The sequence below is a fragment of the Streptosporangium sp. H13245 genome (assembly GCF_055690525.1).
On the sequence record NZ_JBSZKT010000006.1, the window covers coordinates 1 to 15,880 of the forward strand.

Annotated in this window: 14 protein-coding genes; 5 read left to right on the forward strand and 9 right to left on the reverse strand. The window is 70.4% G+C overall.

Features of this window, described 5'->3' with window-relative positions:
- Positions 1-94 precede the first annotated feature (94 nt).
- The 7 genes from ACW9TB_RS13005 to lon form a co-directional block, all read right to left on the reverse strand.
- Positions 95-1,462 carry a S1C family serine protease gene (locus tag ACW9TB_RS13005; RefSeq protein WP_472748243.1) on the reverse strand — a complete coding sequence of 456 codons (1,368 nt, stop codon included), beginning with the start codon at positions 1,460-1,462 and terminating at the stop codon, positions 95-97.
- A 232-nt stretch (positions 1,463-1,694) separates the two neighbouring features.
- Positions 1,695-3,230, reverse strand: a complete 1,536-nt coding sequence (locus ACW9TB_RS13010; RefSeq protein WP_472748244.1) for an AMP-binding protein — start codon at positions 3,228-3,230, stop codon at positions 1,695-1,697.
- 132 nt (positions 3,231-3,362) lie between these two features.
- Positions 3,363-3,968 (reverse strand): hypothetical protein, encoded by a 606-nt coding sequence (locus tag ACW9TB_RS13015; RefSeq protein WP_472748245.1) that lies wholly within the window; start codon positions 3,966-3,968, stop codon positions 3,363-3,365.
- Between the two features lie 153 nt (positions 3,969-4,121).
- On the reverse strand, positions 4,122-4,778 hold the full coding sequence (locus tag ACW9TB_RS13020) for a methionine ABC transporter permease (RefSeq protein ID WP_472748246.1): 657 nt from the start codon (positions 4,776-4,778) through the stop codon (positions 4,122-4,124).
- Positions 4,775-5,737: a methionine ABC transporter ATP-binding protein gene (locus ACW9TB_RS13025; protein ID WP_472748247.1), complete on the reverse strand. Its 963-nt coding sequence runs from the start codon at positions 5,735-5,737 to the stop codon at positions 4,775-4,777. The genes ACW9TB_RS13020 and ACW9TB_RS13025 overlap by 4 nt, the downstream gene beginning before the upstream one ends.
- Before the next feature lie 79 nt (positions 5,738-5,816).
- Positions 5,817-6,947: a Fic family protein gene (locus tag ACW9TB_RS13030; RefSeq protein WP_472748248.1), complete on the reverse strand. Its 1,131-nt coding sequence runs from the start codon at positions 6,945-6,947 to the stop codon at positions 5,817-5,819.
- Between the two features lie 140 nt (positions 6,948-7,087).
- Positions 7,088-9,457: an endopeptidase La gene (gene lon / locus ACW9TB_RS13035; RefSeq protein WP_472748249.1), complete on the reverse strand. Its 2,370-nt coding sequence runs from the start codon at positions 9,455-9,457 to the stop codon at positions 7,088-7,090.
- Positions 9,458-9,679: 222 nt separating this feature from the next.
- On the opposite strand from lon, the gene ACW9TB_RS13040 reads away from it, so the two are divergent.
- Together ACW9TB_RS13040 and ACW9TB_RS13045 are read left to right on the forward strand one after the other, a co-directional pair.
- Positions 9,680-10,993, forward strand: coding sequence for a sensor histidine kinase (locus ACW9TB_RS13040; RefSeq protein ID WP_472748250.1), 1,314 nt, complete (start codon positions 9,680-9,682; stop codon positions 10,991-10,993).
- A gap of 237 nt (positions 10,994-11,230) precedes the next feature.
- Positions 11,231-11,932, forward strand: a complete 702-nt coding sequence (locus tag ACW9TB_RS13045) for a response regulator (protein WP_472748251.1) — start codon at positions 11,231-11,233, stop codon at positions 11,930-11,932.
- Between the two features lie 47 nt (positions 11,933-11,979).
- Here the strand turns inward: ACW9TB_RS13045 and ACW9TB_RS13050 are convergent, their stop codons facing one another.
- Positions 11,980-12,513 carry a GNAT family N-acetyltransferase gene (locus ACW9TB_RS13050; protein ID WP_472748252.1) on the reverse strand — a complete coding sequence of 178 codons (534 nt, stop codon included), beginning with the start codon at positions 12,511-12,513 and terminating at the stop codon, positions 11,980-11,982.
- Between the two features lie 154 nt (positions 12,514-12,667).
- Here ACW9TB_RS13050 and ACW9TB_RS13055 point away from each other — a divergent pair, with 154 nt between their 5' ends.
- The 3 genes from ACW9TB_RS13055 (at position 12,668) to ACW9TB_RS13065 (ending at position 15,343) form a co-directional block, all read left to right on the forward strand.
- Entirely contained in the window at positions 12,668-13,408 is a 741-nt protein-coding gene (locus ACW9TB_RS13055; RefSeq protein ID WP_472748253.1) for an alpha/beta hydrolase, read from the forward strand.
- Complete coding sequence (locus tag ACW9TB_RS13060) at positions 13,401-14,588, forward strand: acyltransferase family protein (RefSeq protein WP_472748254.1); 1,188 nt, start codon at positions 13,401-13,403, stop codon at positions 14,586-14,588. Before ACW9TB_RS13055 ends, ACW9TB_RS13060 begins: the two co-directional genes overlap by 8 nt.
- A gap of 101 nt (positions 14,589-14,689) precedes the next feature.
- Positions 14,690-15,343 (forward strand): biliverdin-producing heme oxygenase, encoded by a 654-nt coding sequence (locus tag ACW9TB_RS13065; protein ID WP_472748255.1) that lies wholly within the window; start codon positions 14,690-14,692, stop codon positions 15,341-15,343.
- 135 nt (positions 15,344-15,478) lie between these two features.
- Here the strand turns inward: ACW9TB_RS13065 and ACW9TB_RS13070 are convergent, their stop codons facing one another.
- The gene (locus ACW9TB_RS13070) at positions 15,479-15,850 is read right to left on the reverse strand and encodes a DoxX family protein (RefSeq protein ID WP_472748256.1); all 372 of its coding nucleotides are present in this window, start codon (positions 15,848-15,850) and stop codon (positions 15,479-15,481) included.
- Positions 15,851-15,880 lie beyond the last annotated feature (30 nt).

The following is a 15,880-nucleotide window of genomic DNA, read 5'->3' on the forward strand; positions in this document are numbered from 1 at the left end:
TGGCCGATCTCGCCGCCCCAGCCGGCGCTCCCGCCGTACGGCTCGCCGTGCAGGATCGTGGCGCCCGCGATGCCCCGGCGGCGCCTGAGGCTTCCTACTCGCCGGTCTTCTCGGCGAGGGTCACGGTGACGGTGTTGGGCTGCCCGTCACGGACGTAGGCGATGGTCACCTGCTGGCCCGGCTTGAAGCCGCGGACGGCTCCGACCACGGTGGCGGCCTCGTCCACGGCCGTGTTGTTGATCTTGGTGATCAGGTCGCCCTGCTCGATGCCCGCCTTGGCCGCGGGGCTTCCCTCGGTGACCTGGCCGACCAGGGCGCCGCCCGCGTCCCCGGTGGCGTCGGTCACGCTCACGCCCAGGAAAGCGTGAGAGACCTTGCCGCTCTCGATGAGCTGCTGGGCGACCTGGTTGGCGGTGGTGATGGGGATGGCGAAGCCGACGCCGATGCTGCCCTCGCCGCCGTTGGTGGCGATGGCGGTGTTGATGCCCACCACCTGTCCGGCCGCGTTGACCAGCGCCCCTCCCGAGTTGCCGGGGTTGATCGCCGCGTCGGTCTGGATGGCGCCGCCGATGGTGGTGCTCCCGGTGCCGCCCTGCTGCTGCCTGCCCCAGCCGGGCGGGAGCTGCTGCTGTCCCTGCTCTCCGCCGACGGTCAGCGTACGGTTCAGCGCGCTGACGATCCCGGCGGTGACCGAGCCGGACAGGCCGAGCGGGCTGCCGATGGCGAGGACGGAGTCGCCCACCTTCAGCCGGTCGCTGTCTCCGAGCGAGGCCTTGGTGAGGCCGGAGACGCCCTCCGCCTTGATGACCGCGAGGTCGGTGGCCGGGTCGGTACCGATGATCTTCGCGGTGGCGGACTTCCCGTCGCTGAACTTGACGGTCACCTGGCTGCCCGGGCCCCCCTGGCCCCCGGCCTCCACCACGTGGTTGTTGGTCAGGATCAGGCCGTCGGCCGACAGCACCACCCCGGACCCCTCGCCCCCTCCGGCGGCGGTCCTGATCTCGATCGACACCACGGAGGGCTGGACGGCCTGGGCGATGTCGGCGACCGTGGTCGCGTTGCCGACCGGGCTGACCACCGGGCTGGACGACGAGACCTGGGCGGTGGCGCTGCCGTTGAAACTCGTCGCGACGAAGGCCCCCGCGACCCCGCCACCGACGGCCATGGCCGCCAGCGCGAGACCGGTGCCTATCCTCTGCCCGGCGGTGAGCCGCCCCCGCTGCGGGGGGACCGCCCCCGGTCCCCCCGCTCCCCCGGGCCCCCCGGCCCCTCCGGCTCCCCCGGGCGCCTCGGCGGCCAGGTGTTCCGGCACCGGGTGGATCAGCGTCGGCTGCGGTCCGGTGTCGGCGTCGGCGCGGTAGGCCCCGGCGCGCGGCGGCACCTTGCCGAACTGGGTCCAGCCGTCGTTCCCGGGGGTCGCCTCGGCCGGTGTGCCCTGCTGCTCATTCCTGTTCGGGTCCATGTCTTCCCCCAAGTCCTACGTCCCCCCGATCGAACGGGGCGGAAGCCGGTACTCACCGGTTGATGAAAACAATGCCCGATCCCGCATAAGACCTGGTTAAGGCCCTGATCGCGACGATCAGGATCCCCTGACAACGGCTTTATCCGGCGTGCTCAGCAGGGGTCGCGGTCGCCTGGAATCACCGGGAAAAAACTTCGCGGCCCCCTCCGCGGGGCGCCGTTCCCCGTACGGCTCAGCGGTATTCGTCGCGCAGGAGGCGCTTGTAGAGCTTTCCCGTGGGGTGCCTGGGCAGTTCCTCGCGGAAGTCGACCGACCGGGGACACTTGTAGGGCGCGAGCACCGAGCGGCAGTACTCGATCAGCTCGGCCTCCAGCCCCGGGCCCGCCAGGTCCATGGAGACCGGCTGGACGACGGCCTTGACCTGCTCGCCCATCTCCTCGTCGGGGACGCCGAAGACGGCCACGTCCGCCACCTTCGGGTGGACGGAGAGGACGTTCTCGGCCTCCTGCGGGTAGACGTTGACCCCGCCAGAAATGATCATGTACGAGCGGCGGTCGGTGAGGTAGAGGAAACCCTCCTCGTCGAGGTAGCCGATGTCCCCGAGCGTGGTCCAGCCCCGTCCCCGGGGGTCGCGTGAGGCCCGCGTCTTGTCCTCGTCGCCGTGGTAGACGAACTGGGGGCCGTCGGAGAAGTAGACCGTGCCGTGCTCGCGCGGCGGCAGCTCGTTGCCGTCCTCGTCACACACGTGGGTGACGCCGAGCAGCGGGCGGCCGACCGTCCCCCTGTGGCCGAGCCAGTCCTGGGAGCCGACGTACAGGAAGCAGTTGCCCTCGGTGCCCGCGTAGTACTCGTGGACGATCGGGCCCCACCAGTCGATCATCTGCTCCTTGACGGGGACGGGGCAGGGGGCGGCGGCGTGGATCGCGCAGGTCAGCGACGACAGGTCGTAGCGCGTACGAGTCTCGTCCGGCAGTTTGAGCATCTTGATGAACATGGTCGGCACCCACTGCGAGTGGGTGACGCGGTGTCTCTCGATGAGCGCGAGCGCCTGCTCGGGGTCGAATCTCTCCATGACGACGAGCGTGGCGCCCACGCGCTGGAAGGTCATGCAGTAGCGCAGCGGGGCGGCGTGGTAGAGCGGCGCCGGGGAGAGGTAGACGCTGTCGGCGGAGGGCGCGAACAGGAACCGGACGAGCTGCAGCAGCGGCCCCGGGGTGTCCAGCGGAGCCATGGAGAGGGCGGACTTGACGCCCTTGGGCCGTCCGGTGGTGCCCGAGGAGTAGAGCATGTCCGCGCCCTGGCACTCGTCCTCAACCGGGGTGGCGGGGTGGGCCGCGACGGCCTTCTCGTACGCGTCGAAGCCGGGGGCCACGCCGTCCAGCATGAGCCTCAGCTCGACGCCCGGGGTGCGGTCCGCGATGGAGACGGCCACGTCCGCGAGGGCGGCCGAGGAGATGAAGACCCGGGCCTCGCAGTTGTCGACGATGTAGGCGAGCTCGTCGGCCTTCAGGCGCGAGCTGATCGCGGTGTAGTACAGGCCGGAGCGGTGCGCGGCCCACGCGACCACCAGGAACAGCGGGTGGTTCTCCAGCATGAAGGCGATGTGGTCACCCGGCCGCAGCCCGGCGGCCCGGAAGAGGTGTGCGAGGCGGTTGGACTCCTCGTCCAGCTCACGGTAGGTGACGACCCGCCCGGAGTCCGCCATGATCACAGCGGGTTTGTCCGGCGAGACTGCTGCGATCGCTCCCGGGTGCATGAAACCGAACATTACTCGGTGAGAAGTTCGGTGAGAAGCGCCCACGCGGCTGGGCCACCCGGCGCTCCTCGCCGCGGGGAGGTGCCCGCACACGCGACTGGGCCGCGACCTCGGACGAGGTCGCGGCCCAGCCGGTCACACAGATCAGGCGTGGCTGTAGATGTGCTCCCAGCCGCTCTGGTAGCCGTTGGGGTGGCCGTGGTTGCCCCGGCTCACCTTGACGTAGATGTGCTCGGCGTCCTTACCGGAGAAGGAGTAGAAGCCGGGCTTCTTGGAGCAGTTCTTGAAGCTCTTGAAGGTGGTCGAGCCGTCGAAGCCCACGACCTTGAAGGTCTCCCACGCGCAGAACTGCTTGGGCTTGCTCCACCACTTGTGGTTGGTGAGCTGGCTGGCGACGGTGTAGTGGTATTCGTGCTCCCACTTCCACTCACGCTTCTTGAACCACTGCTTCACCCACTTGCACTTCTTTTCACCCTTGTACCAGGTGCACTTCTTGACGAACTTCGAGTACTTCTTCCAGTACCAGTGCTTCTGTGACTTCTTCTCGACGACGACCTTGCCTTCGGCCTCCGCCTTCTCGTCACCGGAGTAGTACGGTCCCCAGCTGTCGGCGAAGAAGGGGGCCGCGGAGGTGGTCGTGGCGACGGTCTGGACGGGGGTCACGGTCTCGGCGTTGGCCATCGCCGGGGTAGCCGTGGCAAGCAGGGCGGCGACACCGGCGCCCAGGAGGATTCGGCTGGCGAATCGCATTTCGAGGGGTTCCTCTCGGGAGTGAGGATTTTGACACCCCAAGTTGTACGATGCGCCGATTGCCCGTCACTTTCACTTCACTTAAAACCCGAGGCCAACCCAATGATCAAATCAGATTGCTTACCGGATAAATCACGAAATAAGAGTAAATGATCAGTTATGCGCGAGACGGCGGGCGATGACGTCCCCCAGGGTCTGCACGAGCTGCACGATGACGACCAGCACGACAACGGTGACGATCATGAGCGTGGTCTCGAAGCGCTGGTAGCCGTAGCGGATGGCCAGGTCCCCGAGCCCTCCCCCGCCGATCGCCCCGGCCATCGCCGAGTACGAGATCAGCGCGACCACGGTCACCGTGAGCCCCGCGACCAGGCCGGGCATCGCCTCGGGCAGCAAGACCTTGCCGACGATGGTCACGCGTCCCGCTCCCATGGCCTGGGCGGCCTGCACCTTGTCCCTGCCGACCTCGCGCAGCGCGGTCTCCACCAGCCGGGCGAAGAACGGCGCCGCGCCAAGTGTGAGCGGGACCACCGAGGCGATGGTGCCGATGGTCGTGCCGACGATCAGCCTGGTCAGCGGGAGAATCGCGATCATCAGCACGATGAAGGGCAGCGAGCGGCCGATGTTGACGACCAGCCCGAGCACCCGGTTGAGCGCGGGCGAGGGGAACAGCCCGCCCCGGTCGGTGGCGACCAGCGCCACCCCGAGCGGGAGGCCGAGGATCACCGTGAACAGGGTCGACCACAAAACCATCTGGACGGTCTGGCCGGTCGACTCCAGCAGCAGCGGGAGCATCTCTTCCCAGGTCATCGGGCCTCCTCGACGAGCAGGCCGCGTTCGGCCAGGTAGGTGAGCGCGGCGGCGCGGCCTTCACCGGTGACGAGCAGGCGCAGCCGTCCCGTCGAGACGCCCGCCACCTCCTCCAGCGCCCCGCCGAGGATGTTGACGTCCACGTCGAACGTACGGACCACCTGCGACACCACCGGCTCCCCGGCCTGCCCGGTGAAGGTGATCGTGACGTGGCCCGGTTCCGGATCCGGGAGCGGGAACAGCTCGGCGGCGAGCCGGGAGCCGGGCTTGGAGATCAGCTCGGGGATGGTCCCCGACTCCTCGACCACGCCGTCCCGCATGATGGCGACCGAGTCGCAGATCGACTTGACGACGTGCATCTCGTGGGTGATCAGCAGGATCGTCAGGCCGAGCTCGCGGTTGAGGCGCTTGAGCAGGGCCAGGATCGACTGCGTCGTACCGGGGTCGAGCGCCGAGGTGGCCTCGTCCGACAGCAGGACCGGGGGGCTTCCCGCCAGCGCGCGGGCGATGCCGACCCGCTGCTTCTGCCCTCCCGACAGCTGCGCGGGGTGCGCCCCCGCCTTGTCGGCCAGCCCGACCAGCTCCAGCAGCTCGGCCGTACGCCTGGCGCGCTCGGCCTTGGCCATCCCCATGACCTCCAGCGGGAACGCGACGTTCCCGGCGACCGTACGGGAGGAGAGCAGGGCGAAGTGCTGGTGGATCATCCCGATCCTCTGCCGGGCCCTGCGCAGGTCCCCCTCCCGCAGGCCGGTCAGTTCCTGCCCCGCCACCGAGACGGTGCCGGAGGTGGGCCGCTCCAGGAGGTTCACGCAGCGCAGCAGGGTGCTCTTCCCCGCGCCGCTCTGCCCGAGCACGCCGAATATCTCACCCTCGCGGACGTGGAGATCCACACCGTCGACGGCGACCACCTCGCGGCCCCGATCCTGATAGACCTTCCGCAGGCCCGACACATCGATCACAGCTGGTTCCCAACGCGCCCGCTATTTACCCTCATTCCCGATATGTTATGTGAAATCGATCACTCCCCAAGAACACCGATCATCGTCGGTACGGGTCCCGCAGGGGAACGACCCGCTGGGCGAAGTCCTCCTTGATCGCCCGCATCCTCTCTCCTGGCGCGTAGAAACGCCCCTTGGTCTCCCCGTACGGCGTCAGCCAGCCCTTGGCCGCCAGATCCCGCAGATCCCTCGCCGCCTGCCCCTGGCTGAGCGACTCGTCCAGCTGGTATCTGCTCCGGCGCAGCCGCCGGTTGACGAACACCTCGTAGAGCGCGGAGACGGTCCGGGCGTTGAGCCCGTCGGCGTCGACCCGCTCCTCCAGGAGCGTCCACACCTCCCCCGCCTCGGAGAGCCTGCGCCCGACCCGCTGGGCCTGGAGGTGGTGAGCACGCAGGCAGAAGCGCACCCACTGCAGCGTGTCCCCGTGCGGCTCCCAGCTCCGCCTCTGCTCCCCGGCCAGGGCGTCGTAGTAGTCGTAGGTGTTCCTGTCCTGCCCCAGCCACTCCTCGATGGAGGAGAACTCCGGGGTGGTGATCCGGTCCCTGCCGAGCACGAGCGTCTGGAGCGCCCGCGACATGCGGCCGTTGCCGTCGCGCCAGGGGTGGATGCTCACCAGGTTGAAGTGGGCCATCGCCGCCCGCACGTAGCTCGGCGTCTCCAGGTCGCCCTCGTTGAGCCAGGCGACCAGCTCGGCCATGAGCTCGGGCACCCGTTCGGCGTCGGGCCCCTCGTAGACGACCTCTCCGGTGGCGGAGTTGCGGACGTAGATGCCGCCTGGCCGTACCGTGCCCGGCGTCTTGTCGAGATGGTGGCCGATCATCATGAAGTTGAGCGCGTGGAGCAGCCCGGCGTCGAACGCGAACACCGGCGCCCGGGAGAGCAACTGGATGTAGGTCAGCGCCCGCTGGTAGCCGGAGATCTCCCTGGCGACCGCGGCGGAGGTGTCCAGGGGCTCCTCACCGGCCATGATCGACTCGATGTCCTCGACGCTGGCCCGGTAGCCCTCGATCGAGTTGGACCCCTGGATGGCCCGCGCCTGGAGCTGGCGCCGGAGCTGGCCGTCCCAGCGATGGGTCTCCGCGAGACGGTATTTCAGGTCGCGGCGCATCTCCTCGATCTCGCCGAGAACCGCTTGGTCGACGGCCTCCAAGGGAGGCGTTCCGTAGAGCATGGAGCCCATATCACCACGGCCAAATCATTCGGTCAATCAACTTGATGATTCGTCCATTTATCTCCGATAGGCCTGTTCCGTACGGAAACGACGTCGGCCCGCCCTCTTCAGAGAGGGCGGGCCGATATGGGAGGCGCGGGTCAGGCGGCGGCGTGCTCGGCCACCTTGGCCGAGGTGAGCGCGATCTCCAGGACCTCGCGCACGTCGCTCACCGTGTGCACGGTGAGCTCGTCGCGGACGGCCTGCGGGACGTCGTCCAGGTCGGGCTCGTTGCGCGCCGGGATCAGCACGGTCGTGATGCCCGCCCGGTGGGCGGCGAGCAGCTTCTGCTTGACCCCGCCGATCGGGAGCACCCGGCCGGTGAGGGAGACCTCGCCGGTCATGGCCACGTCACCGCGGACCTGGCGGCCGGAGAGCAGCGAGGCCAGGGCCGTGATCAGGGTGACGCCCGCGGACGGGCCGTCCTTGGGAACGGCTCCGGCCGGGAAGTGGACGTGCACCGAACGGTCCTTGAGGGAACCGACCGGCAACTCCAGCTCCGCGCCCCGCGAGCGCAGGTAGGAGAGCGCGATCTTGGCCGACTCCTTCATGACGTCGCCGAGCTGGCCGGTCAGGGTCAGGCCGGTGTCACCGGTCTCGGGGTCGGCCAGGGACGCCTCCACGTAGAGGACGTCGCCGCCCGCCCCGGTGACCGCCAGGCCGGTGGCCACCCCGGGCACCGCCGTACGCTGGCTGGACTCGGGAAGCGAGGACTCCGGCACGTTGCGCGGGCGGCCCAGGTAGGGGACCAGGTCCTCCACCGTCACGGGCAGCTCGCTCTCGCCGAGCGCGACGTTGGCCGTCACCTTGCGCAGGATCCTGGCGATCGAGCGCTCCAGGGACCGGACCCCGGCCTCCCTGGTGTACTCACCGGCGAGCCTGCGCAGCGCGCCCTCGCCGACGGTGACGTCCTCCGCGGTGAGACCGGCCTTGTCGAGCTGGCGCGGGAGCAGGTGGTCGCGGGCGATGGCGACCTTCTCGTCCTCGGTGTAGCCGTCGAGCGTCACGATCTCCATGCGGTCGAGCAGCGGGCCGGGGATGGCCTCCAGCACGTTGGCGGTCGCCAGGAAGAGCACGTCGCTGAGGTCGAGCTCCACCTCCAGGTAGTGGTCGCGGAAGGTGTGGTTCTGTGCCGGGTCGAGCACTTCGAGCAGCGCGGCCGTCGGGTCGCCCCGGTAGTCGGAGCCGACCTTGTCGACCTCGTCGAGCAGCACCACCGGGTTCATCGAACCGGCCTCGCGGATGGCCCGGACGATCCGGCCGGACTGGGCGCCGACGTAGGTGCGCCGGTGGCCGCGGATCTCGGCCTCGTCGCGCACGCCGCCGAGGGCGACGCGGACGAACTTGCGGCCCATGGCGCGGGCCACGGACTCGCCGAGGGAGGTCTTGCCGACCCCGGGGGGACCGGCCAGCGCCAGCACGGCGCCGCTGCGGCGCCCGCCGACCACGCCGAGGCCCTTCTCGGCCCTGCGCCCGCGGACGGCCAGGTACTCGATGATGCGGTCCTTCACGTCGTCGAGGCCGGTGTGGTCGGCGTCGAGGACGGCGCGGGCCGCGGCGATGTCGTACGAGTCCTCGGTCCGGTCGTTCCACGGGATGTCGAGGACGGTGTCGAGCCAGGTGCGGATCCAGCCGGTCTCGGGGGACTGGTCGGAGGTCCGCTCCAGCTTGTCGACCTCCTTGAGCGCGGCGACGCGCACCTTCTCGGGAAGGTCGGCGGCCTCGACGCGGGCGCGGTAGTCCTCCTCCTCGGAGGCGGAGGTGTCGCCGTTCAGCTCGGCGAGCTCCTTGCGGACCGCGGCGAGCTGCTGGCGGAGCAGGAACTCGCGCTGCTGCTTCTCCATGCCCTCCTGGACGTCCTTGCGGATCGTCTCGGCCACGTCGAGCTCGGCCAGGTGCTCGCGCGACCACTCGACCAGCTTCTCCAGACGGTCGGCGGGGTCGGCGGTCTCCAGGAGCTCGGCCTTGCGCGGGGTGCTCAGCCAGGGGGCGTAGCCGGAGTTGTCGGCGAGGACCGAGGGGTCGTCCATCTGGTTGACCGCGTCGACGACCTGCCACGCGCCCCGCTTCTGCAGGATCGTGGTGGACAGCGCCTTGTACTCCTTGGCGAGCTCGTGGGCGCGCTCGCCCGCCGCGACGACGGGAATGCGGGTGGCCTGCACCCACAGGGCCGCGCCGGGGCCGGTCGTGCCGGTGCCCACCCGGACCCGGTCGACACCGCGCACCACGGCCGCGGGCTCTCCTCCGGGGAGCCTGCCCACCTGCTCGACGATCGCCCGCACGCCCACCGAGCCGTACCTGCCGTCGATCCGGGGAACGAGAAGGACTTCCGGCTTGTTGTCAGCGAGAGCCTGCGCCGCGTCGATCGCGGCCCGGACTTCGGTCTCCGACAGGTCAAGCGGGACCACCATGCCCGGCAGCACGACCTCGTCGTCGAGCGGCAGGACCGGAAGGATCAAGCTCTCACTCATGCGAACTCCAAGGGTTGAGTTATACACACTCAATTAATGGGAGCCGGAGAATGTTCCCGGAGTTGAGCGAGTTCGCTGTGAGCGATCGTAATTGTGTAATCGTCACTCCCGGATCTCGTTCGGTCGCTCTCTGTCGGCGGGCCGGGTGGCTCCCTGGGGTGACGCCGGGCCGTCACCCCACGGTGGGACGCGGGGGTGGTCCACGCTGCCTAGGCTGTTCCGGTGACCTCCAGTCCCGTGAGGCAGTCCCTCGAACGGCGTACGCGGCGGGCACGGGAAACCGCCGTACGGCTGACCCGCCCGCTCACCGAGGCGCTGGTGACCGGGACGCCCGACCCCGCCCGGCCCCGGTCACGCCGCCTCATCCTCCGCGTGCCGCCCTCGCTGGGGCTGCTGCCGTTCCAGCGGATCGACCTGGTCCTGCTGGGCGACCTGGCGCTCACCCTGGTCCTGTTCGGCGGCGGCCTGTCCTACCTCCAGACCGAGGCGGCCGCGGTTCACTCCCCCCTCGACCAGGAAGGGCTGATGTTCGCGGCCCTGGCCTTCTCCCTGCCGCTCGCGCTGCGCGACCGGTGGCCGCTGGCCGCCTGGCGGTCGGCCTTCCTGCTCATGCCCCTGGGGATGGTCGTCTCGCAGCAGTTCCTCAGCGGCATCCCCTACACCGGGTCCGCCTCGGTCATGTACGCACTCGTCGTCTACACGGTCGCGGTCCGCTGCGAGCGGCACATCACCGTGGGCGTGTGGATCGTCTCGGTCCTCGGCGCCTGGATGATCCATCCCGACTCGATGGCCGTCGTCACCAGTGTGGTCACGGCGAGCGTCCTGTTCGGCTACAACGTGCGCGCCCGGCGGCTGGCCGCCGGGCTGCTGGCCCAGGAGGAACGGCGCAGCGAGCGGGCACTGGCGGCCCAGGCCGCTCTGGAGGAACGAGCCAGGATCGCCAGGGAGCTGCACGACGTCGTCGCCCACCACATGTCGGTGATCGCCATCCAGGCCGAGGCCGTCCCGATGCAGGCGGCCGGGGACGCGCGGCAGCTGGAGGAGGGGCTGAGGGAGATCCGCGTACTCTCCCTCTCGGCGATGACCGAGATGCGCCGCGTGCTGGGCGTCCTCAGGGAGGGCGACGGGCACACCGACACCGCGCCGCAGCCGGGCCTCGGCCGCCTGGAGGAGCTCGTCGACACCGCGCGCTCCGCCGGGCTCAACGTGACGCTCAAACTGATCGGCGACCTGATCGGGCTGCCCACGGCGGTGAGCCTGTCCGCCTACCGGATCGCCCAGGAGTCGCTCAGCAACGCCATGCGGCACGCCCCCGGCTCCAGCGTCTCGCTGAAGATCGCCAGGTACGGCGCCGAGCTGCACATCCAGGTGACGAACACCGCCGGGCACAACGCCCCGGAGGGGCCCGGGCACATGGGACACGGCCTGATCGGGATGCGGGAACGGGTGTCCATGCTCGGCGGGAGGCTCTGGGTCGGCCCGACCGGGACGGGTTTCGCGGTCACCGCCATACTGCCGATCACGGAGGAGGCGTGACCTCCTCCCCCGGGCCGAGGCCCGCGGGTTCCACTGGCTCGGCCCTCGCGCGGGGCGAGGACGGCCGGTCCCGCGCTCAAGGAGATCCGATGACAATCCGGATGCCCATAGCTCGGCCCTCGCACGGGGCGCGGACGACCGGCTCCACGCTCAAGGAGATCCGATGACAATCCGGGCGCCCATAGCTCGGCCCTCACGCGAGGTGCGGACGACCGGTCCCGCGCTCAAGGAGATTCGATGACGATCCGGGTGCTCATAGCCGACGACCAGGGCATGGTACGGACCGGTTTCACCGTGTTCCTCAGCTCGCAGCCCGACATCGAGGTCGTCGGCGAGGCCGCCAACGGCGCCGAGGCCGTGGCGCGGGTGACCGAGCTGCGGCCCGACGTGGTGCTGATGGACGTGCGGATGCCGGTGATGGACGGCCTGACCGCCACCCGCCACATCCTCGCCCCGGACTCCCCCTCTCCCCGCTCCGGCCCGCCCGAAGGGCCGGGCTCGCGTCCTGCCGTGCCGAAGGTGCTGATCCTGACCACGTTCGACCTCGACGACTACGTGTACGAGGCGCTGCGCTCGGGGGCCAGCGGCTTCCTGCTCAAGGACGCCTCCGCGCAGCAGCTGGCCGAGGCGGTCCGGATCGTCGCGGCCGGGGAGGCGCTGCTGGCGCCCTCGGTGACCCGGCGGCTGATCGCGGAGTTCGCCCGCGTCGGCCCGAGCCGCCCGCGCGGGCGGCTGGACGACATCACCGAACGGGAGACGGAGGTGCTCGCGCTCATCGCGCGCGGCAGGTCCAACCAGGAGATCGCCAGGGACCTCCTGCTGTCGGAACAGACGGTCAAGACCCACGTGGGCCGGATCCTCGCGAAGCTGAACCTGCGCGACCGCGCCCAGGCGATCGTCCACGCCTACGAGACGGGCCTGGTCCGTCCGGGCGAGTGACCGGGGGTCCGCCGCGCCCCGTCACCCCCGGCCTCTTTCCGGGACGCTTACCGCTGCGGTCGCCTGAGGCGGTACAGGACGCAGGGGCGCAGCGGGTGGTTCTTGGGCACCGCCGGGTGTTCGAAGTCGCAGGACGGGTCGCGGGTCATGCCCAGCCGCTCCATCACCGCGCGCGAGCGCGTGTTGCGTACGGCCGTCATGGAGACGATCTCGTCCACTCCGGCCACCGCGAAACCCTCGGCGACGGCCCGTCTGGCCGCCTCGACGGCGTACCCGTGTCCCCAGGCATGTCTGGCCAGCCGCCAGCCGACCTCCAGGGCGGGGGTGAACGGCGCCTCGAACCGCTGCCACATCAGCCCGGTGAAGCCGACGAACAGGCCCGTCTCTTTGACCTCCAGCGCCCAGAGGCCGTAGCCCTGCTCGTCGAAGGACCGCTCGATCCTGTCGACCATGGTGTCGCTCTGCGGCCTGGTCAGCGGGGCCGGGAAGTGCTCCATCACCTCGGGGTCGGCGTTCAGGGCCGCGAACGGCTCCCGGTCGTCATCTCGCCATCTGCGCATGATCAACCGTTCTGTCTCCATCCGGCCGACTTTATCGCCGGGCCCGTCCACGATCGGGGTTGGTCCGTCTCGCTCCCGAGGGGGACGGGGAAGGTGACCGCCTCGGGGGGACGCGGGTTACGGATCGCGATTCCTAGCGTCATGTCCGGTTCTTCAGACCGGACAGGAGGCTCCCATGTTCCGCCGTACGCTCGCCGTGGCCACCGTCGCGGCGCTCGCCTACGTGGCGGTCCCGCCGCCCGCGGGTGACCGGGTGGTACGGGTCTACGGGGACCTCGGCACGGCCGAGCACGTCGCGGTCGTCGTCCCCGGCTCCGACACCACGGCCGCCGCCTTCGACGGCGGCAGGGCCAAGCGGTACAGCACGCCGGGGGGCGGGGCGCGGGCGCTGCTGGCCGAGGCGCGGGCGCTGGATCCGGGGGCGAGGCTGGCGGTGGTCGCCTGGCTCGGCTACGACAGCCCGGCGACGCTCAGCCTCGGTGTGCTCACCGGAGGAGCCGCCGAAAGAGGGGCCTCCGACCTGCGGCGGTACATCACCGAGACGCTCGGGGGGAAACGGGTCAGCCTGCTGTGCCACAGCTACGGCTCGGTGGTGTGCGCCGGGGCCGTACCCGGTTCCGGGGTCGCGGACACGGCCGTCTTCGGCAGCCCGGGACTGGGCGTCTCGTCGGCCGCCGAACTGGGCGGCACCCGGTTGTGGGCGGGAAGCGGTACCCGCGACTGGATGCGCGAGGTGCCCAAGCTCAGGATCGGCCCGCTCGGGTTCGGTCCCGATCCCGTCGACCCGGCCTTCGGCGCCCGGCTGTTCGGGGCCGGTTCCGCGGGGCACAGCGACTACTTCGCGCCGGGCGGCGAGTCCCTGCGCAACCTGACCCTGATCGCGCTCGGCCGGGGCGGCGAGGTGTCCCGTGGCTAGCCTCGCGGCCGGGATCGAGGCGGCCACTCCCGGGAGCAGGGACCGCGGGGTGGACGCGCTGCGGGCGCTGGCGATCGTGGGCGTGGTGCTGGGGCACTGGCTGGTGACGGCGTGGGACCTGGGCGCGGCGGGGGCCGTCCACCTGTCCAGCCCGCTCAGCCACCTGCCGGAGTTCACCCCGCTGTCGTGGGTGTTCCAGACGCTGGCGGTGTTCTTCCTCGTCGGCGGCTACGCGGCGGCGCGCGGATCGGAGACGCGCGGATCGGGCTCCTCGGCTTCCACCGCGTCGGACGGTTCGCGCCGGGGGGCCGCAGGGGCCGCAGGGGGCTGGGTGCGGACCAGGATGGGGAGACTGCTGGGACCGGTGGTGCCGCTCGCCCTGGTCTGGGCGGGGATCGCGGCGGGGATGGCGCTGCGCGAGACCCCGCTGGGAACGATCAGGGCGATGGCGCTCCCGGCGATCGGGCCGCTGTGGTTCCTGGCCGTCTTCGCCGCACTGACCACGGCCACGCCCCTCCTCCTGCGCGTACACCCGTTCGTCACGGCCGCCGTGGCGTTCGCGGTCGTGCTCGGGGTGGACCTGGCCAGGTTCCGGCTCGGTGCCCCCGCCTGGACGGGGTGGGTGAACCTGGCGGCCGGGTGGCTGGTGCCGTACGCGCTGGGGGTCGCCTGGGCGGGCGGGCTGCTCGCCTCGCGGCGGGTGGCGGCGGCGCTGCTGGCCGGTGGGGTGGCCGGGGCCGCGCTGCTGGTCGGCGGGTTCGGGTATCCGGCGAGCATGGTGGGCGTGACCGGGGCGGCGACCTCCAACCTCAGCCCGCCGAGCCTGGCCGCGCTCTGCTTCGGGCTCGCCCAGGTAGGGCTGGCGCTGCTCGTACGCGCGCCGCTGGCCCGGCTGATGCGGCGTCCCCGGTTGTGGGCGGTGGTCGCGCTGGCCAACCTGTCGGCGATGACGCTCTTCCTGTGGCACCAGACCGCGGTGGCCGTGATCGCCGTCGCCGCCCTGCGCTTCGGCGACGTGCCCGGCCTGCTGGCCACGCCCGACGAGCCGGTCTGGTTGCTGTACCGGCTGGCCTGGCTGCCGGTGTTCGCGGCCGTTCTCGCACTCGCCCTGCTTCCGGGATTGGCGCGAGCTCGCCTGGCTTCCCGGGCTAACGCGAGCTCGTCTGGCTTCCGGGATTAACACGCGGGCGATTTAATGACAGGGTGTCGTCATCGGCTTGACGAGGTGGTGCGATTTTTGTGACACTGTGTCATAAAAGGTTCCCTCGTCGCGGAGTGATCATGAGCGATTCGCCCTTCTCCGAAGTCCTCAGGAACGCCACCTGGGGTGACCACGAGTCCGCCGAGGACGAGAGCTACCTCAAGGCGCTGATGGCGGGCAGCCTCAGCCCCGAGGCCTACGGCGAGATGGTCGCCCAGCACTATTTCGCCTACGTCGCCCTGGAGAGCGCCTCCCGCTCGCTGGCCACGGATCCCGTCGCGGCGCCGTTCGTCGTCCCCGAGCTCTACCGGGAGGAGGCGCTGGTCCGCGACCTGGAGACGATCTACGGGTCCGGCTGGAGAAACAGGATCGAACCCTCCAAGCCGACCCTCACCCTGGTCGCCCGCATCAACCAGGTGGCCGGATGGCCGGGTGGTTACATCGCCCACCACTACACCCGCTACATGGGCGACCTGTCGGGCGGGCAGTTCATCCGGATGGAGCTGCAGAAGATCTACGGCTACCAGCCGGGCGGCGGCGTCGACTTCTACCTCTTCGACGGGATCGGCAGCCTGCCCCGCTTCAAGAACGAGTACCGGGCCCGGCTGGACGCGCTCCCCCTGGACGAGGCGGAGAAGGGGCGGCTGATCCGCGAGACCAGGCTGGCGTACCTGCTCAACACCGAGGTGCTGGGCGAGCTCGGCCGGGTGGCCCGCTCCGAGCTTGTCGCCTGACCTGGGACGACACCTTCACCGATACCTTCCGGATATGGGGACGCTCCGGTACGGGATCCCGTACCGGAGCGTCCTCGCATTCGGAAGGCCCAGGGGGCTCCCCGGAGCCCAGTCCCTCAGAAGGCGTAAGGCCTCTCAGAAGGCGTAGGGCCCGAAGCGGCCCCAGGCCACGAAGGCGGCCAGCAGGAGGAACAGCACGTTGACCGCGATCCCCGGGTACTCCTTGCGCCGGAGGTGCACGACGATGGCGCCGATCATCGTGATCACCAGGCCGACGGCGGCGAGCGGGACCAGGACGGGCAGGATGCCGGTGACGGCGGGCAGGATGAGGCCGAGCCCGGCCAGCACCTCAAGGATCCCGATGATCCTGACCTGGCTGTCCGAGAAGCTCTCCACCCAGGGCATCTGACCGGCCAGTTCCTGGCGGGGCCTGGTGGACTTGACGAAACCGGCGAGAAGGAAGACCGCGGCGAGCAGGATCTGCGCGATCCAGAGGGCGACGTTCATGATGACTCCGAGAAAATAAGTGAAGGTGGC